General features: G+C 71.5%; 19 protein-coding genes, 1 tRNA gene and 1 pseudogene. 11 read left to right on the top strand and 10 right to left on the bottom strand.

The window, feature by feature from the left end; translation table 11 throughout:
- The first annotated feature begins 277 nt into the window (after positions 1–277).
- A complete protein-coding gene (locus ACZ6TI_RS32220; protein WP_465348945.1) occupies positions 278–1,111 on the top strand; it encodes a class I SAM-dependent methyltransferase in 834 nt (277 codons plus the stop codon).
- A 232-nt stretch (positions 1,112–1,343) separates the two neighbouring features.
- Here the strand turns inward: ACZ6TI_RS32220 and ACZ6TI_RS32215 are convergent.
- The 3 genes and pseudogenes from ACZ6TI_RS32215 to ACZ6TI_RS32205 all read right to left on the bottom strand — a co-directional run.
- A pseudogene (locus ACZ6TI_RS32215) lies at positions 1,344–1,472 on the bottom strand (leucine zipper domain-containing protein); the annotation flags it as partial.
- Between the two features lie 110 nt (positions 1,473–1,582).
- On the bottom strand, positions 1,583–2,236 hold the full coding sequence (locus ACZ6TI_RS32210) for a nucleoside/nucleotide kinase family protein (RefSeq protein WP_465348944.1): 654 nt from the start codon (positions 2,234–2,236) through the stop codon (positions 1,583–1,585).
- The gene (locus ACZ6TI_RS32205) at positions 2,233–2,814 is read right to left on the bottom strand and encodes a helix-turn-helix domain-containing protein (RefSeq protein ID WP_465348943.1); all 582 of its coding nucleotides are present in this window, start codon (positions 2,812–2,814) and stop codon (positions 2,233–2,235) included. Before ACZ6TI_RS32205 ends, ACZ6TI_RS32210 begins: the two co-directional genes overlap by 4 nt.
- 46 nt (positions 2,815–2,860) lie before the next feature.
- On the opposite strand from ACZ6TI_RS32205, the gene ACZ6TI_RS32200 reads away from it, so the two are divergent.
- A complete protein-coding gene (locus ACZ6TI_RS32200) occupies positions 2,861–3,772 on the top strand; it encodes an NAD(P)/FAD-dependent oxidoreductase (RefSeq protein ID WP_465348942.1) in 912 nt (303 codons plus the stop codon).
- 143 nt (positions 3,773–3,915) lie between these two features.
- On the opposite strand, the gene ACZ6TI_RS32195 is transcribed toward ACZ6TI_RS32200, so the two are convergent.
- Entirely contained in the window at positions 3,916–4,209 is a 294-nt protein-coding gene (locus ACZ6TI_RS32195) for a barstar family protein (RefSeq protein WP_465348941.1), read from the bottom strand.
- Between the two features lie 109 nt (positions 4,210–4,318).
- On the opposite strand from ACZ6TI_RS32195, the gene ACZ6TI_RS32190 reads away from it, so the two are divergent.
- Positions 4,319–4,825, top strand: a complete 507-nt coding sequence (locus tag ACZ6TI_RS32190; RefSeq protein WP_465348940.1) for a DUF402 domain-containing protein — start codon at positions 4,319–4,321, stop codon at positions 4,823–4,825.
- Positions 4,826–4,868: 43 nt separating this feature from the next.
- On the opposite strand, the gene ACZ6TI_RS32185 is transcribed toward ACZ6TI_RS32190, so the two are convergent.
- Both ACZ6TI_RS32185 and ACZ6TI_RS32180 read right to left on the bottom strand, forming a co-directional pair.
- Positions 4,869–5,336: a hypothetical protein gene (locus tag ACZ6TI_RS32185; RefSeq protein WP_465348939.1), complete on the bottom strand. Its 468-nt coding sequence runs from the start codon at positions 5,334–5,336 to the stop codon at positions 4,869–4,871.
- 45 nt (positions 5,337–5,381) lie between these two features.
- Entirely contained in the window at positions 5,382–6,020 is a 639-nt protein-coding gene (locus ACZ6TI_RS32180; RefSeq protein ID WP_465348938.1) for a maleylpyruvate isomerase family mycothiol-dependent enzyme, read from the bottom strand.
- A 66-nt stretch (positions 6,021–6,086) separates the two neighbouring features.
- Here ACZ6TI_RS32180 and ACZ6TI_RS32175 point away from each other — a divergent pair, with 66 nt between their 5' ends.
- The 5 genes from ACZ6TI_RS32175 (at position 6,087) to ACZ6TI_RS32155 (ending at position 10,060) form a co-directional block, all read left to right on the top strand.
- The gene (locus tag ACZ6TI_RS32175; protein ID WP_465348937.1) at positions 6,087–7,319 is read left to right on the top strand and encodes an MFS transporter; all 1,233 of its coding nucleotides are present in this window, start codon (positions 6,087–6,089) and stop codon (positions 7,317–7,319) included.
- On the top strand, positions 7,316–8,116 hold the full coding sequence (locus ACZ6TI_RS32170; protein WP_465348936.1) for a TIGR02569 family protein: 801 nt from the start codon (positions 7,316–7,318) through the stop codon (positions 8,114–8,116). The genes ACZ6TI_RS32175 and ACZ6TI_RS32170 overlap by 4 nt, the downstream gene beginning before the upstream one ends.
- A 47-nt stretch (positions 8,117–8,163) precedes the next feature.
- On the top strand, positions 8,164–8,442 hold the full coding sequence (locus tag ACZ6TI_RS32165) for a hypothetical protein (RefSeq protein ID WP_465348935.1): 279 nt from the start codon (positions 8,164–8,166) through the stop codon (positions 8,440–8,442).
- A 206-nt stretch (positions 8,443–8,648) separates the two neighbouring features.
- A complete protein-coding gene (locus tag ACZ6TI_RS32160; protein ID WP_465348934.1) occupies positions 8,649–9,293 on the top strand; it encodes a GNAT family N-acetyltransferase in 645 nt (214 codons plus the stop codon).
- A gap of 17 nt (positions 9,294–9,310) precedes the next feature.
- A complete protein-coding gene (locus ACZ6TI_RS32155; RefSeq protein WP_465348933.1) occupies positions 9,311–10,060 on the top strand; it encodes a phosphotransferase family protein in 750 nt (249 codons plus the stop codon).
- Between the two features lie 186 nt (positions 10,061–10,246).
- Here the strand turns inward: ACZ6TI_RS32155 and ACZ6TI_RS32150 are convergent.
- The 4 genes from ACZ6TI_RS32150 to ACZ6TI_RS32135 all read right to left on the bottom strand — a co-directional run bounded on the left by ACZ6TI_RS32150 (position 10,247) and on the right by ACZ6TI_RS32135 (position 13,580).
- Positions 10,247–10,318, bottom strand: a tRNA-Val gene (locus ACZ6TI_RS32150).
- Positions 10,319–10,386: 68 nt separating this feature from the next.
- A complete protein-coding gene (locus ACZ6TI_RS32145; RefSeq protein WP_465348932.1) occupies positions 10,387–10,845 on the bottom strand; it encodes a peroxiredoxin in 459 nt (152 codons plus the stop codon).
- On the bottom strand, positions 10,846–11,283 hold the full coding sequence (locus tag ACZ6TI_RS32140) for a DUF3052 domain-containing protein (protein WP_465348931.1): 438 nt from the start codon (positions 11,281–11,283) through the stop codon (positions 10,846–10,848). It lies immediately after the preceding gene.
- Positions 11,284–11,375: 92 nt separating this feature from the next.
- On the bottom strand, positions 11,376–13,580 hold the full coding sequence (locus ACZ6TI_RS32135; protein ID WP_465348930.1) for a thiamine pyrophosphate-dependent enzyme: 2,205 nt from the start codon (positions 13,578–13,580) through the stop codon (positions 11,376–11,378).
- Positions 13,581–13,682: 102 nt separating this feature from the next.
- Between ACZ6TI_RS32135 and ACZ6TI_RS32130 the strand changes: the two genes are divergently transcribed.
- The 3 genes from ACZ6TI_RS32130 to ACZ6TI_RS32120 are packed head-to-tail and all read left to right on the top strand — an operon-like array spanning position 13,683 to position 15,838.
- Positions 13,683–14,150 (top strand): GbsR/MarR family transcriptional regulator, encoded by a 468-nt coding sequence (locus ACZ6TI_RS32130; protein ID WP_465348929.1) that lies wholly within the window; start codon positions 13,683–13,685, stop codon positions 14,148–14,150.
- Positions 14,143–15,054, top strand: a complete 912-nt coding sequence (locus tag ACZ6TI_RS32125; protein WP_465348928.1) for an ABC transporter ATP-binding protein — start codon at positions 14,143–14,145, stop codon at positions 15,052–15,054. Before ACZ6TI_RS32130 ends, ACZ6TI_RS32125 begins: the two co-directional genes overlap by 8 nt.
- Positions 15,041–15,838, top strand: coding sequence for an ABC transporter permease subunit (locus ACZ6TI_RS32120; protein ID WP_465348927.1), 798 nt, complete (start codon positions 15,041–15,043; stop codon positions 15,836–15,838). Before ACZ6TI_RS32125 ends, ACZ6TI_RS32120 begins: the two co-directional genes overlap by 14 nt.
- The last annotated feature ends 130 nt before the right edge of the window (positions 15,839–15,968 follow it).

The raw sequence follows: 15,968 nt of genomic DNA, 5'->3' as shown, positions 1-15,968 counted from the left end.
CGCTCTGCTTCCCCTGAGGAAGCACGGCCAAGACCCCGCTCTGCTTCCCCTGAGGAAGCACGGCCAAGACCCCGCTCTGCTTCCCCTGAGGAAGCACGGCCAAGACCCCGCTCTGCTTCCCCTGAGGAAGCGGCCCACGCAACCTGCTCCCGCTCCCCCGAGAAAGGGGCCCCACGACCTGCTCCGCTTCCCCTGAGGAAGCAGAGCAAGCCGCGTCGTCTGCTCTGCTTCCGACAGTAAGCGTGGCCTCGTTGATCCGCCTGGCAGGATCATGGCCATGCACGTCAACTGGGCCGATCGCGGATCACACCTCATCGCCGATGGCGAGGTCAGCGCGCCGATGGTGGACCAGGCGCTGTCCTGGCTGGCCGGTCGCGTGCCCGGCGCCGGTCTGGTGCTCGACATCGGCAGCGGCCCCGGCGTCGCCGCCTGCACCCTCGCCGAGCTGCTGCCCGGCGCGCAGGTGCTGGCCGTCGACGGCACTCCTGAGCTGCTCGACCTCGCCGCCGAGCGGGCCAAGACCCGCGGCCTGGGCGATCGGGTCAAGGTGCGCGCGGCGATGCTTCCCGAGCAGCTCGCCGACCTGCCGCCGGCCGACCTGATCTGGGTCAGCGGCGTGGCTCACCACATGCCAGACCCGGCCGAAGCGGTCCGCGACATGGCCGCGCTGGTCCGGCCCGGTGGCGTGCTCGCGCTGCGCGAGGGTGGCCTGCCGATGCGCTGCCTGCCGTCCTATGCCGACGGCGGCCTGCTGGCCAGGATGGACGCGATCAACGCCGAGCTGTCCCGCGCCCACCACCACCCGATGGGCGCGATCGACGCCCCGCGCGACTGGCCGGAGCTGCTCCGCGAGGCCGGCCTGACCGGCATTCACAGCCGCACGTTCCTGCTCGATCTCCCGGCACCGCTCTCCCCCGAGGCCCGCGAGACGCTCTGCGAAGACCTGCGCGCCGTCCGCGAGATGACCGACGGCCACCTGTCCGAAGCGGATGCGGCCCGCCTGGCCCAGCTGACCAGCGAGACCGACCCGGAAAGCGTCCTCCACCGCGAGGACGCCTTCATGCTCCGAGCCGCCACCATCCACACCGGCGCCCAGCTGATCTCCGCCTGACGCCCGGCAGGGCGGCCGGTGACCACTCGCCCTTCCGATCACCAGCAACGCCCAGTCACGAGCGAAACGTCCGGGTCACCGGTCAACCGCTAGCCAGGCCCTTCGCCATCAGCCCAGCGCACGGCCGCCAAACCTCAAGGCCGCCGCCAGCCACAAGACCGCCCGCCAAACCTCAAGGCCCCCGCCAGCCACCAAAGCGGCCCGCCAGGCCGAAGGCCGTGACGCCGGCGGCGAGCCATTTGTAGCCGGTCGCTCGTGACCAGCCGAGTTCTTTGACGACATGCGCGACCGGCCGGCCATCGGTCACGACGCGGTGGATCAGCAGCCGTCTGCCGTGCACCGTCAGACGGGCATTACGGTGGGCCTTGAGACCTCCAGGGTCGGTGGAAGCGTCGCAACTCCCACCTCGCCGGAGGTCTTCTCCTTGACCAAGCCGCCACGCCGCGTCAACAACGCTCATGGACATCACACCTAAGCGCCGCGGAGCAGCCGCGGATGGGCCGGATCGGAGCTGTCGATCACGACATCGGCCCGTTCCCGCGGCCGCACCTCGGCCAGATATCGCTCCTCCCCCGGCAGATATTTGCTCCGATAACGCCTCTCCGCCTCCTCCGCCGACCCCATCCACGCACCGTCCCGGGCCACCCCACGCCGCAGCGACTCCGCCAAGCTGATCTCCAGATAGACCCGCAGATCCCAGCATCCGCGCAGCTCCGGCCGCTGCAGAAACACCCCGTCCGCGAGCAGGATCGCGTCCGGCGGCGCCACTCCCTCCGGCTCGTCCGGCGCCGGCCGCCCGGACGGCGTGCTCGAGGCGGTGCGGTAGCGCCGATCGCCGCCCGGCCCGAGCGGTCCCAGCAGCACCCGCCGGATCGCCGGGTAGTCCCACGAGTCCAGGTAGTAGCTCTCCGGGCTGTCGTAGGGGTAGGCGTTCCGGTCCTCGACCATGACCATGAAGTGATCGAGCTCGGCCCGGATCACCATCCGGTCGCTGACCGCCCGCAGCCGCGCCGCCAGCGCGTCGGCCAGTGTCGTCTTGCCCGCGGCGGACCGGCCGTCGAGGCCGACGCGTACCGGATGGTCGGTTTTGATCGTCAGGATGTGGTGCGCGAGCCGGCCGATCATCGCGGTGTCGAGCGGGCCCGCACGTGCATCCGCTCCCCCTGAGGGCCGAACAACGTCAGCAACTCGACCGCCCCGCCGTCCGCGCTGCCGAACCAGTGCGGCACCCGGGTGTCGAACTCGGCCGCCTCCCCGGCCGGCAGGACCAGGTCGTGTTCGCCCAGGACCAGGCGGAGGCGGCCGGCGATCACGTAGAGCCATTCGTACCCCTCATGGGTCTTGGGGTCCGGCTCCTCGCGCTGCCCGGCCGCGATGACGTGCTTGAACGCCTGCACACCGCCGGTCGCGTGCCGGCTGAGCGGCAGGATCGTCTGGCCGAACATCTTGATCGGGCGCGCGTAGACCCGGGGGTCTCCGGTGGGCGGCGCACCGACCAGATCGTCGAGCGGCACGCGGTAGGCCTGGGCCAGCGGCAACAGCAGCTCGAGCGTGGCCCGCCGCTGGCCCGACTCGAGCCGCGACAGGGTGCTCACCGAGATGCCGGTGGTCTCGGAGAGGCTGGTGAGGGTGACCCCGTGCTCCTGACGCAGCGCTCGCAGGCGGGGGCCGACCGCCGCCAGCACGGATTCGTTTGCCGTCATGGCAAAGAAGTTTGTCATCTCGGGCCGCGCGGCGCACCGTCGTGGCATGACGACATATGACGTGGTGGTGGTCGGCGGCGGGCCGGCCGGTCTGAGTGGGGCGGTGGCGCTGGGCCGGGCCCTGCGCACGGTGCTGGTGATCGACGGGGACGAGCCGCGCAACGGCCCGGCCGCCGGCATCCACAACTATCTGACCAGGGACGGCGAGTCGCCGCAGGACTTCCGGGCGCGCGGGCGGGCCGAGGTCGAGCGCTTCGGCGGGGAGCTGCGGGCCGGCTCGGTCACCGCGGTCACGCGGGCGCCGGACGGTGACTTCGCGGTCGAGCTGGCCGGCGGGGACACGGTCGTCGCGCGGCGGCTGCTGGTCACCTCGGGGCTGGTCGACATCCTGCCGGACATCCCCGGTCTGGCCGAGCGCTGGGGCTCGACCGTGCTGCACTGCCCTTACTGCCACGGTTACGAGGTGCGTGGCACGCCGATCGGGGTGATCGCCAGCGGCCCGATGGCCATGCACGGCGGGCTGCTGTGGAGCCAGTGGACCGATGACCTCACGCTCTTTCTGAACGACGCCTTCGCGCCGGACGACGAGCAGTCGCGGCAGCTGGCGGCGCTGGGCGTGCGGCTGGTGGCGGGCCGGGTGACGAAGGTCGACGACGAGGGCGTGCACCTCGCGGACGGCGCCGTGGTGCCGCGCGAGCACCTGGTGGTGCAGACTCGGCTCGAGTGCCGCGCCGATTTCCTGGCTCCGCTCGGCGTGAAACCGGTCGAGCACCCGATGGGGGTCGGCACCCACCTGCCCGCGGAGGACCCGACCGGCCGCACGACCGTGCCGGGACTGTGGGTGGCGGGCAACGTGTCGGACCCGATGGCCCAGGTGATCGGCTCGGCGTCGGCCGGCCTGATGGCGGGCGCGATGATCAACATGGATCTGGTGATGGCCGGGATCCCCGCCGCCTGACCGGTGGTGGCCCGGGCGGGCCCTGGTCGCCGAGGGGGTGCAACCGGGCCCGCCCACCTGCGGTTCCCCGCAGGTGCCACCAGAGATCGGCGCGGCGACCCTCGACTTGAGCACCGGCCGGGGTGCGGGCCGGGTGCAGGCGGTCAGTCGAAGATCCGGAAGACGAAACGCTCGGCCCAGTCTTTGCCCGCGTCCTGCGCCTCGACCTGCCGCAGCATCGCGACGAGATGGTCGTAGACCACCGAGCCCAATGCCATCCGGATCGCCGCCGCGCTGATCCAGGTGAGCAGCAGCGGCCGCGGGTCGCCCGAGGCCAAGCGCTTGTGCAGGGCCTGGAATCCGGCGCGGTATCCCGGCCCGTAGCCGAACGCGCCGGCCAGCCGCCGGTGCAGGTCGGCCTCGTCGAGCACCGCACGGCCGTCGATGATGACCTTCACCGCTCCATCCCCCGATGTCATCCCGCTCGTGTCCCGTCAATCGATGAACGAGGCCGGCGTCGCACGCGGCTTGGCCCGGCCGAGCCAGTCCCCCGATAGGTTGACGACCATGGATGAGGTGGACCTGGTGCTCCGCAAGTTTGACGGGCGGCTGCACCGCTGGGTCACCGGCCGCCGCCTCGGCGAGGATGAGCACGGCGTCTGGCTGGGCACGCCGACCGGCACGACGGTGCATTACAACTATGGCCGCAAGCCGACCCGGCGGACCACCAACGACGCGGTCCGGCTGATCCCGCACGACGCGTGGTGGATCGCCATGTTCTCCCCCGTCACGGCCCGGCGGGACCTTTACTGCGACATCTGCCTGCCGCCGGTGTGGACCACCCCGGTGCAGGTCACCGTGGTCGACCTGGACATCGACCTGCGCCGCCAGAACGGCCGGGTCGAGATGGAGGACGAGGACGAGTTCGCCGAGCACACCGTCTCCTATGGTTATCCGCCCGAGGTGGTGGCCGGCGCGACCGCCGCGGCCGCCGACCTGCGCCGGGCGGTCGAGGCTCGCGACGAGCCCTTTGCCACCACTGCCCAGCACTGGCTCTCCCTCCTGCGCCCGTGACCCGTGGGCCGGTCCGCCCGGCTCGGACCGGCCGGCCGTCGGATCACTCCGGCGCGATCGCCGCCGGCTGCTCGGGAACACCCAGGTGCTCGAGCCGCGCCCGGATGCCGCCGGGGCTGCGGCCGAACTCGGCGGTCAGGTCCTTGATGCTCGCGCCCTCGCGGTGGCGGACGAGCAACAACTCGTCCTCCGCCGCGGTCCATCGGGCGCCGTGGTTGGCCGCGCGGCGGCGGGCCGCCGCCACGCGGTGCTGCGGGTGCAGCGCGACCAGGCCGGCCAGGGTCGAGGTGAGCACGTCGGCGACGACGGGCAGGTCGTGCGGCGAGATCCCTCCGCTGATCTCGCTGACCACCCGCCCGTCGCGGTCGCAGCCGACCACGGCGAGGTCGATCCTGGTGTCCACCGTGCCGGTCGCGGTGATCAGAAAGTGCGTGCCGCCGACGGTGAGCTGCCGATCGAGGGAGAGCTCGGGGGGTGGGGCCTCGGGCTTCAGGTACCGGTTGTCATCCATGCCCGAAACCGTAGAGCCACCCTCCGACAGTTTTCCGCTCTGGCGCTACCGGCGCTCTGCCGCCAGCCGGTCGCGCAGCACCGGCACACCCGGGCCGTCCAGTTCGCCGAGCACCACGTCTCGGCCGGTCAGCGCCATCATCAGGGCCTCGGCCGGGCCGGCCAGCACCGGCCCGCTCCCCCACGACCAGTCCAGATCGGTGGCCTCGAACCGCAGCCCGGCCGGCCGCCGCCGCGGGGTGAAGCCGTAGGCCCGCCCACCGGTCAGGAAGTCCAGCGAGACCCGCAGCCGGTCCAGCCGCAGCCCGTGCGGCAGGCCCAGCGGCCGGCGCATGTCCTGGCCGTGCACCTGCAGATCGGTGAGCTGGCCGGGGAACCCGACGCCCGGCGGTTTGAAGGGCTTCGTCGCGTGCTCGCGCAGGGTGGCGGACAGGGTGGCGACCGGTTGCTCGGCCAGGAGGACGGCGAGCTGGGCGTTCGCCCGATGCACCCGGAATCCGTTGCGCGCGATCAGCCGGAGCAGCCCGGTGGGCGGCGCCGTCAGCGGGGCCTGCACATGCGCGGCGACCTGCTTGACCGTCCACTCGCCACAGAGGCTGGGCGCGCCGAGCTGCATCGGGCTGAGCGAGTCGAGCAGGTCGGCCAGGCGGCGCCGCTCGTCGGTAATGGCTTCCTGGAGATCCACGGCCATGACGGTAGCGGACAGCGTCCCCAACTTGACCGTGCGTGTAGGCCCGGAGAGAGTCAACGCATGACGGAGGCGCCGGCAAGCCTGTGGCGCAACCGGGAGTTCAACCTTCTCTGGATCAGTCAATCGCTTTCCGACGTCGGCAACTCGATGGCGACGCTGGCCATCCCGCTGCTGTTGCTGACCGCCCACCGGTCGCCCGCCGAGGCCGGTCTGGTGGGCACGATCGGCCTGGTCACGATGGTTCTCGGGCGGCTGCCGGCCGGGGTGCTGGTGGATCGCGTCGACCGCCGCCGCGTGATGCTGGTCTGCGACGGGGTGCGGCTGTGCGCCTATCTCGCGCTCGGCGTGATGATCCTGCTCCGCCCGGAGGCCGTCTCACTCGCTCTGGTCATCACGGTCACGGTGATCGGTGCGACCTGCAATGCCTGCTTCGGTACGGCCGAGCACTCGGCGTTACGCAACATCGTGGCGCCGCGCCAGTTGCCGTCCGCGGTCGCCCGCAACGAGGCCCGCTCGTACGCCACCTCACTCGCCGGACCACCGATCGGCGGCATCCTTTTCCAGCTCGGCCATGCGTTGCCGTTCTTCGGCAACGCCCTCACCTTCCTGCTGTCGCTGATCGGCGTGGCCCTGGTCCGCCGGCCGTTGCAGCAGCCGCGCGCCGATCTCCCGGCCGGGCACGCGTCCGCGATGGCCGAGGGCCTGCGATTCGTCTTCGGCAACGCGTTCCTGCGGGCCATCCTGCTGATCGCGGCGCCGCTGAACTTCGCCATCCACGGCATCATCTTCACGATCATCGTGACCCTGCAGATCCACGACACCCGCCCGTCGGTGATCGGCACGGTGGAGGGGATCGTCGCGGTGGGCGGCCTGCTGGGCGCGCTGGCCGCGCCGGCCCTGATCCAACGGGTACGCCTGCCCGTGCTGATCCGCGGCATCTGCTGGACGGCGGCGGCGTTCATGGCCTTCAGCGCCCTCTTCCCGGCCAGCCTGGCGGCGGCGGTCCCGGTCGCCGCCGCGGTCTTTCTGGGCCCCGCCTCGAACGCGGCCCTGTTCGGCCACCAGGCGGCGATCACCCCCGACCGCCTGCAGGGCCGGGTGGTCAGTGTCGTGATCACGGTGGCCACCTCGGTCGCCTCGGCCGCGCCGTTGCTGGCCGGCAGCATGATCTCGGCCTGGGGCAGCTCGACGTCCATCCTGGTCTTCGCGGCCGCGGTGGCCGGCTCGGCGATCGCGGCGTCGGTCAGCAAGGGCATCCGCACGATGGAACCCGTGGAAGAGTTGGCGGTGTGACCACGTCCGCACCGCCCCCGGAGGTGCTCGCCGCCTTCGCGCCGGGCATCGCGCCGCAGCGGCTCTCCGGCGGCAAGGGCGGCACCTGGCAGGTCGGCGACGTGGTGCTCAAGCCGGCCGAGGGCGTCGCGGAAACGATCTGGCGGGCCACCGTGCTGTCCGCTCTGCCGCCGTCCGCGGACTTCCGCGTGGCCCGGCCGGTCCGGTCCGCCGCCGGCGAGTGGGTGGTGGCGGGCTGGGAGGCGACCACGTGGGTGGCCGGCGAGGGCGATCCCCGCCGGGTCGACGGGGTGGTCGACGCGGGCGAGGCGTTCCACCGGGCGATTGCCGCGGTGCCCCGCCCGGCGTTCCTCGATCTTCGGGACGACCCCTGGGCGTACGGTGACAGGCTCGCCTTCGATGAGCCGGTGCCGCCCGGCTCGACCGCGCCTTCCGCCCTGCTCGCGCCGCTTCTCGAGGCTCGCCGGGACATCTCGTCGCCCAGTCAGGTGGTGCACGGCGACCTGTCCGGCAACGTGCTCTTCGCCGAGGACCTGCCGCCCGCCATCATCGACTGGCCGGCCTATTGGCGCCCACCGGCCTGGGCCTCCGCGGTGGCGGTGACCGACGCGATCGTCTGGCACGAGGTCCCGCCGACCGTCCTGGACCGCTGGTCACACGTGCCGGAGTGGGGCCAGATGCTGATCCGGGCGTTGCTCTACCGCATCGCGACGTGGCCGGCCGCCCGCTGGACGACACCGCCGGACGACGCCTACCGCCCGACCGTGGACGCGGTCATCAAGCACGCCACGTCCTGACCCGACAGCCGATAACCCGGCGTGCATCAGCCTTGTACCGTGCGGTCATGGCCAGTTTCTGGCTCGGCGCAGCGGCGGGCGGCAGCGTGGTTGCCGTCGCGACCGTCTGGTTGTGGTGGTGGTTGAACCGCCGGCACACCGACGAGCTGGAGCTGCTGGCGATCCGCATGGAGGCCCTGCAGCGCACGCAGTACGAGAGCGACGTCAAGTGGCGCCGCCGGGCGGCCGAGTGGGACGAGTTCGCCGGCCAGGTGCTGAGCACCTCCGACCAGCAGAAACGGCTGCTCGGCATGCTTCCGGCGCATTCCTCGCTCCGCCGCGACTGAACCCTCGGACGGGGGCTCTTCGCCGCCGATCATCTCCTGGGCCTGCTGTTGCTGATCCCCGGCCGCACCAGGCGAAGCGGCACCGGCGTGGCCGTCGCCACCTTCCTCACGGTCGCCGTGGCGCTGTCCGTCGGCACCCCTCGCCAGCCCGGCCGAGCACCGGAAATTCGGCGGCATGACCCGGCGGTCGGCGCTACGGTGCCCGGGTGCCGTCCTCCTATCCGCCGCTGAACCTGGCCGTCCACACGCCGCGGCTGACCCTCGCCGCCGCCACCGACGACCTGCTGGAACGCCTGGTGCCGCTGGTCCGGGCCGGCGTCGTCACGGAGGGCGAGCCGGCGCCGTTCGACGACCCGATGTCGCTCTACGCGGAAAACCCGGACCGTGAGTGGCAATGGCTGCGCCGCATCTGGGCCGGCCGTTCCCGGGTCACCGGAGGCTCCTGGCGCCTCTATTTCGTGGTCTGCGACAACGACACCCCGGTCGGCATGCAGGACCTGATCGCCCACGACTTCGACACGCTGGGCACCGTCACGTCGTTCTCCTGGCTGGCGCCCGGGGCCCGCGGCAAAGGCCTCGGCAAGGAGGCTCGAGCGGCGATCCTCCACCTGGCCTTCGCCGGCTTCGACGCCCGCGCGGCGGGCAGCGACGCCTTCGTCGACAACCACGCCTCCAATCGCGTCTCCGAGTCCCTCGGCTACACGCGGAACGGCAGCGACTGGGCCACCCGCCTGGGCGAGCCCGCCGAGCTGCAACGCTGGCGGCTGACCCGCGAGGAGTGGGCGACGCGGCAACGCACCGACATCACGCTGTCCGGGGTGCGGGAGTGCAAACCGGTGCTCGGGCTGTGAGATCGGTGCCGGCCGGCGTGGATGAGGTCCAAGTCGTCGTCGCCCACAGCGAGCGCGCCACCCTGCGAGTCGGCGACATGTTTCTGAAGGTCGACGCCACCCAGACGCGCATCGACGTCGAGGTCGAGGCGATCGCCTTGGCGCCGATCCCGACCCCGCGGGTCCTGTGGCGCAAGCCGCACGTCCTCGCGATCGCCGCCGTCCCCGGAACGGCACTGGGCCGTCTGGGCGAGCCGTCACCCGCGTCGCCGGCGGCCTGGACCGCGGCCGGCGCCGCCATCCGCAGACTCCACGACGCACCACTCCCGCCCTGGCCCGGCCGACAACCGGACGACATCCGGAGGGACCTCGACCGCGAGTGCGACTGGCTGGTCGAGAACGACGTCCTCCCCACCGGCCTGATCGCCCGGAACCGCGAGATCGCCCAGGCCGCCCTGCGCCCGTGGACTCCGGTCTTCGTCCACGGCGACCTGCAGATCTCCCACGTCTTCACCGACCACAACGAGGTCACCGGCGTGATCGACTGGTCCGAAGCGGCCCGCGGCGACGCCATGCACGACCTGGCCACCCTGACTCTCGGCCACGAGGAGCACCTGGACGACGTCCTGTCCGGCTACGGCCAAGACACAGACCGAAACGCAATCCAGGCTTGGTGGTCCCTACGAAGCCTCCTAGGAGCCCGCTGGCTCCTAGAACACAACTTCGACCCAGCCACCCCAGGCTGCGAACTCGACATCCTGAAAACAGCAGCCACCCGCCACCCCTAAACGAAGGAAGTAAGGCCGCGCCGTCCCCTGCGCGCAACCACCGCGGGGTTAAGCGAAGGGGTAACCGCGCGCTGCTCCCCTCGCGCAACCACCGCAACGCGGGGTTTCCGGGGGCTCGGCCCCCGGAGCGGAATGACGGAGGCGCCCCCGGCCCGCGCTTTCCGCGGGCACACTCCGCCCGCGCCGTAGGCGCGGCAGGTTTCGAACCTGCGACCCCTCGCTTGTAAGGCGAGTGCTCTCCCACTGAGCTACGCGCCCGCGCGGCTTTCCGCCGCCGGAGCCGCCATCCTATCTGCCGGTCCGGCCGGAAGCCCTGCGAGTATGTCCTACAGCTCGGCCAGCGCCTCGCGCCACGCCTTCTGATCCCGGGTCTCCCCGGGTCCCAGTTCCTCCGCGAAGCGCACGATCCCGTCGCGGTCGATGATGAACGTGCCCCGGTTGGCGAAGCCTCCCGTGGCGTTGAAGACACCGTAGGACGCCGCCACTCCCCCGTGCGGCCAGTAGTCGGCCAGCAGCGGGAAGCCGAAGCCCTGTTCGATGTCCCACACCTTGTGGCTGTACGTCGAGTCGACGCTCACCGCCAGCACCTGGACCTCGTCGTTCTGGAACTCGCCCAGTGACGCGTTGACCTCGGTCAGCTCACCCTTGCAGGTGCCGGTGAACGTGAACGGGTAGAAGACCAGCAGGACCGCCTTGCGACCGTGGAAGTCGGCGAGGCTGACCGGCTGGTTGTTCTGGTCCTTGAGGGTGAAGTCCGGCGCCGCGGCGCCCACCTCCAGTGGCATCTAGCTCTTCTTCTTCGACGTGGCCCGGGGTGACGCCAGGCGGGCGCCGGTCCAGTCCTTGCCGGCGTTCACCGTCGAGGTCTGCTGCAGGCCCGCGGTCGGCGCCGATTCGCTGACCTCGCTCGGCTCGACGTGTCCGTCGCGGCCGGCCTTGGGGGTCAGCAACCACACCACTCCGCCGTCGGCGAGCGGGTTCAGGGCGTCGGTGAGCAGTTCGAACAAGTCACCGTCACCGTCGCGGTACCACAACAACACCGCGTCGACGACCTCGTCGGTGTCCTCGTCGACCAATTCGCCCACGCGTTCGGTCAGGGCGTCACGAAGCTCTTCGTCGACGTCGTCGTCGTAGCCCATCTCCATGACCACCATGTCCGGCTCGAGGCCGAACCGGTCCGCCACGCTGCGTACGCCGTCGGCCTGACCAGCGGTCGCGCTCACTGTCGAATTCCTCCCATACGATTCTCTTGACTTGTGCGTAGTCCACACACTTGCAGGCCCGCGCGCAAGTGGCGCACCGAGTGTGTGGCAATTTACCGCGCCAGCAGGGCTTGGGCACCCAGTGTGATGGCATCTTCCTCGACCAGCACGTGCTGGGCGGCCGGACCGAGCGGCACCGGGCTGTCCGCCGAGGCGATCAGCCGGGCCGATCCGACGAAACCACCATCCACCAGGGCCGCGAGCACGCCTTCACCGACCCCTCCGGTGCGCCGGGTCTCGTCGACGATGAGGACTCGGCCGGTGGCGGCCGCCTCGCGCCGCAGGTCGGCGACCGGCAGCGGGGACAACCAGCGCAGATCGACCACCCGGGAACCGTAGCCTTCGGCGGCGAGCCGGGCCGCGACACGGAGCGACATGCGCAGCCCGTTGCCGTACGTGATGATGGTCAGCGCGTTGGCGTCCCCGACCTGGTAGGTCCGCGCCCGCCCGATCGGCACGTGCTCGTTGCCCCATTCGCCGGGCGGCGCGTATGCCGACAGCCACTCGTTGTCGCCGTTCTCGTACAGGTCACGGGTGTGGTAGAGCGCGATCGGCTCGAGGAACACGCACACGCTGCCGTCCACCGCCGCGGAGGCCACGCACGAGCGCAGCATCGGCGCCGCGTCCGCGGGCCGGGCCGGCACCGCGAGCACCAGCCCGGGCACGTCGCGCAGCACGGCCACCGAGTTGTCGTTGTGGAAGTGCCCACCGAAGCTCTGCTGGTATGCCAGTCCGGCGACCCGCACCACCATCGGGTTGCGGTAGGCCCCCTGCGAGAAGAACTGCAGCGTGGCCGCCTCGCCGCGGATCTGGTCCTCGGCGTTGTGCAGGTATGCCAGGTATTGGATCTCGGGGATCGGCAGCTTGCCGTTGAGCCCGGCGCCCAGCGCGAGCCCCAGGATGCTGGTCTCGTCGAGCAGCGTGTCGAAGACCCGGTCGGCGCCGAACCGCTGCCGCAGGTTCTTGGTGACGCCGTAGACGCCGCCCTTGCGGGCCACGTCCTGGCCGAAGACCAGCGCCTCCGGTGCGGCCAGCAGCATGTCGGTGAGGGTCGCGTTGATGGTCTGCGCGAGGGTGAGCGGGCCACCGGCCTCGGGGAGCTTGCCGCCGAAGGCCGACGCCCGGTCCCGGCCGGGCGACTCGGTGATGTGCCGGGCCGAGCGCAGTGGCCGGCGCGGGGCCAGCGGCGTCACCACGTCGGCGGCGGAGGCCAGCTTGGGCTCGCCGATCACCTCTTCGGCGACCTTGCGCACCTGCCAGCCGACCTCGTCGTAGCGGGCGATCAGCTCGTCCGGCTTGGCCAGCCCGGCCTCGACCAGCAGCCGCGCGGTCAGCACCAGCGGATCGCGGTCCAGGTCGCCGCTGATCTCCTCGGACGTGCGGTAGGCCACTTCGGCGTCCGCGCCGGCGTGGCCCATCAGCCGGACCATGGACAGGTGCAGCACCGCGGGCCGCCGGTGCTCGCGGACCCACGACGCCGCCTCCGCCGCGGCGTCGTAGGTGGCCGCCAGGTCGCAGCCGTCGGCCGCGGTGTAGCGCAGGCCGGGCCGGGCCCGCAGGGTGGTGGCGACCCAGCCGGGTGGCGACGGCACGCTGATGCCGAGCCCGTTGTCCTCGCAGACCAGCAGGAGCGGCACCCGCACGTCGGCGTGGTCGAACCAGCCGGCCGTGTTGAACGCCGCGGTGGCGGTGGCGTGGTTGACCGAGGCGTCGCCGAACGAGGCGACCACGATGCGGTCGTCGGAGGAGGCCAGGAACCGGGCCAGCCCGACCGCCCGCGGCAGGTGCGAGGCGATCGTGGACGTGGTGGGAATCACGTGCAGGTCCGCCCGGCCGAACACCTTGTGCCGGCCGCCGGCGATCGGTTCCAGAGAGGACGCGACCACGCCGCGCAGCACGTCGCGAGCCCCGTCGAGGGAGGGCCCGGAGCGGGTCAGATAGAAGCCCGCCGACCGGTAGTGCAGCAGCGCCGGGTCGGTCGGGCGCAGCGCGGCCGCGACCGCCGCGTTGCCTTCGTGGCCGGAGGATCCGATCGTGTAGAAGCCCTCGTTGAAGCTGCGCAGCCAGCGTGCGGCCAGGTCGAGGTGCCGGCTGGTGAGCTGGGCGTCGAAGAGTTCCTGGGCGCGGGCGCCGGTGAGCTGGGAGCCGTCGCGCACCGGGTCGTCCGGCGGGCGTCGCTCGACGGGTGGCTCCAGGGCGGACACTGCGTCCCGGAAGCGCTCGTCGAGGTTTTGCGGGGTGGTCACGAGACCCAGCATTCACGACCTGAGCGAACGCTGCCAACGCTGTGGACATAGACCGGACAGAGGTGTAGCTTCAATGTTCAGAACGTTTTGAACATTCAGAGATCAAGGGCGAAGATGGAAGACCTCACCGCGGAGCGGAAGTACGCCGAAGAGGCCGGGCTCGTGCTGTCCGGCATGGGCATGCCGCAGGCGTACGGGAAAATCCTGGGTTGGCTGTTGATCTGTCGTCCGGCGGCACAGAGCGGCACGGAGATGGCGACCATGCTCGGCCTGTCCAAGGGCTCGATCAGCGCCGGACTGCGGACGCTGGAGTCGAGCGGCCTGGTGCGCCGGGTGGCGATGCCGGGGCGCCGCGGCACCTTCTTCGAGATGACGCCCGACGCGATCATGCGGGCCGCCGGGTCGGAGAAGTTCAGCCTCTTCCGCGAGCTGATGGATCGCGGCCTCGAGGTGCTCGGCGGCGAGGACGCCCCGGGCTCCGACCGGCTCCGCGAGACCCGCGACTTCTACGCCTACCTGGAGACCGAGGTCCCCAGGCTGATCGATCGCTACCAAGCCGAAAGGAAAGCGCGTCATGACTGAGATCGCGATCCACACCCGCGCTCTGGTGAAGACCTACGGCCGCGGCAGCCGCGGCCTCGCCGGGCTGGACCTCGAGGTCGAAACCGGTGAGGTGTACGGATACCTGGGCCCCAACGGCGCCGGCAAGTCCACCACCATCCGGATCCTGCTCGACCTGATCCGCCCGACCGCGGGTGAGGTGCGGGTGCTCGGCGGCGTCCCCTCGAAGGACGGCGTCGAGCTGCGCAAACGCATCGGTTACCTGGCCGGCGACTTCGTCGTGGACGGCCGGCAGACGGGCCGCCAGCTGCTCTCGTACCTGGGAAATCTGCGTGGCGGCGTGGCGCCGCAGCGGATCACCGAGCTGGCCGCCCGTCTGGATCTCCCTCTTGATCGGCAGATCAGGGGTCTCTCCAAGGGCAACCGGCAGAAGGTCGGCATCGTGCAGGCCTTCATGCACCAGCCGGAGCTGCTGATCCTGGACGAGCCGACCAGCGGACTGGACCCGTTCCTGCAGCAGGAGTTCGTGCATCTGGTGCGGGAGGCCAAGCGGCGCGGCGCGACGGTCTTCATGTCGTCGCACGTGATGAGCGAGGTGCAGCAGACCGCGGACCGGGTGGGCATCATCCGGGACGGCCGGCTGGTCACCGTGGAGAGTGTCCATTCGCTGCGCGAGCACGCCCTGCGCAGCGTCACGCTCACCCTGGACGGACCGGTGGACGCCGCCGAGTTCCGCGCGCTGCCCGGCTTCACCGACGTCACGGTGACCGGCTCGACCGTGCGCGGGCGGCTGGCCGGGCACGCCGACGAGCTGGTCCAGGCGGCCGGCCGGCACACCGTGGTGGACCTGCTCTGCGAGGAGCCCGACCTGGAGGACATCTTCTTCCACTTCTATGAAAGAGAGCCGGAACATGTTGCTGCGTAATGTCTTCGTGAAAGGCCTCTGGGACGCCCGCCGGTCGCTGCCCGGCTGGACCGTGGCGATCGTCGCGGTGGGCGCGATGTACGCCGCCTTCTGGCCGACCATGCGCTCGCCGGAGATGGCGTCGGCGCTGGCCGCATATCCGCAGGACGTGCTGGCGGCGTTCAACTACACCGACACCGCGACCGCCGCGGGCTATCTGAGCGGCTCGGTCTACGGCCTGCTGGCGCCGCTGCTGCTGGCCGTCTTCGCGATCGGCTGGGGCGCCCGCGCGGTGGCCGGCGACGAGGGCGCGGGCACGATGGACCTGGTGCTCGCCCATCCGGTGGGCCGGGCGCGGCTGGCCCTGCAACGCTTCGCCGGGCTGCTGATCGGCCTGGCGGTGATCGCGGTGGTGCTGTTCGGCGCGATGCTCGCCCTGCGCGGCGTGTTCCAGCTGGACGGCATCTCGGCGGGCGGGCTGCTCGCGATGAACGCGCAGCTGGCACTCTTCGGCGCGTGCGTGGGCGCGGTCTCGTTCGCGGCCGGCGCGGCCACCGGCAGCAAGTCCGTGGCGCTCGGCGCGGGAGCCGGCGTGACCACCCTGGCGTTCCTGGCGAACAGCGTCTTCCCGCAGCTCGCAGCCCTGGCCTGGACCCGGGACGTGTCGCTCTTCCACTGGTATCTGGGCGGCGCCCCGCTGCTGAACGGTCCGCAGTGGGGCGGGGTCGCGGCGCTGGCCGGCACGACCGTGGCGCTGGTCGCGATCGGGACGGTCGTCTTCACCCAGCGTGACCTGAAGGCCTGACGAACACCCCGAAACCCTGCGCGAGGTACGCCGCCGGTGCTGCACTGGCGGCGTGCTCCTGCGATCGCTGAGCCGCATGGCGCTGGGTGTGCTCTGGCTCTCGCTGACCGGTTTGTTGTTCCTGGCGCTG

This window comes from Actinoplanes sp. NPDC051388 (genome assembly GCF_055586225.1).
The sequence above is the reverse complement of the archived record's forward strand: the minus strand, read 5'-3'. Positions and strand labels throughout refer to the sequence as shown.

Coding starts and splice junctions, on each gene's coding strand:
- ACZ6TI_RS32205 (WP_465348943.1), bottom strand. CDS start 2,814: ATGACGGCAAACGAATCCGTGCTGGCGGCGGTCGGCCCCCGCCTGCGA.
- ACZ6TI_RS32135 (WP_465348930.1), bottom strand. CDS start 13,580: ATGCTGGGTCTCGTGACCACCCCGCAAAACCTCGACGAGCGCTTCCGG.
- ACZ6TI_RS32130 (WP_465348929.1), top strand. CDS start 13,683: ATGGAAGACCTCACCGCGGAGCGGAAGTACGCCGAAGAGGCCGGGCTC.
- ACZ6TI_RS32190 (WP_465348940.1), top strand. CDS start 4,319: ATGGATGAGGTGGACCTGGTGCTCCGCAAGTTTGACGGGCGGCTGCAC.
- ACZ6TI_RS32165 (WP_465348935.1), top strand. CDS start 8,164: ATGGCCAGTTTCTGGCTCGGCGCAGCGGCGGGCGGCAGCGTGGTTGCC.
- ACZ6TI_RS32145 (WP_465348932.1), bottom strand. CDS start 10,845: ATGCCACTGGAGGTGGGCGCCGCGGCGCCGGACTTCACCCTCAAGGAC.
- ACZ6TI_RS32220 (WP_465348945.1), top strand. CDS start 278: ATGCACGTCAACTGGGCCGATCGCGGATCACACCTCATCGCCGATGGC.
- ACZ6TI_RS32210 (WP_465348944.1), bottom strand. CDS start 2,236: ATGATCGGCCGGCTCGCGCACCACATCCTGACGATCAAAACCGACCAT.
- ACZ6TI_RS32175 (WP_465348937.1), top strand. CDS start 6,087: ATGACGGAGGCGCCGGCAAGCCTGTGGCGCAACCGGGAGTTCAACCTT.
- ACZ6TI_RS32120 (WP_465348927.1), top strand. CDS start 15,041: ATGTTGCTGCGTAATGTCTTCGTGAAAGGCCTCTGGGACGCCCGCCGG.
- ACZ6TI_RS32125 (WP_465348928.1), top strand. CDS start 14,143: ATGACTGAGATCGCGATCCACACCCGCGCTCTGGTGAAGACCTACGGC.
- ACZ6TI_RS32185 (WP_465348939.1), bottom strand. CDS start 5,336: ATGGATGACAACCGGTACCTGAAGCCCGAGGCCCCACCCCCCGAGCTC.
- ACZ6TI_RS32200 (WP_465348942.1), top strand. CDS start 2,861: ATGACGACATATGACGTGGTGGTGGTCGGCGGCGGGCCGGCCGGTCTG.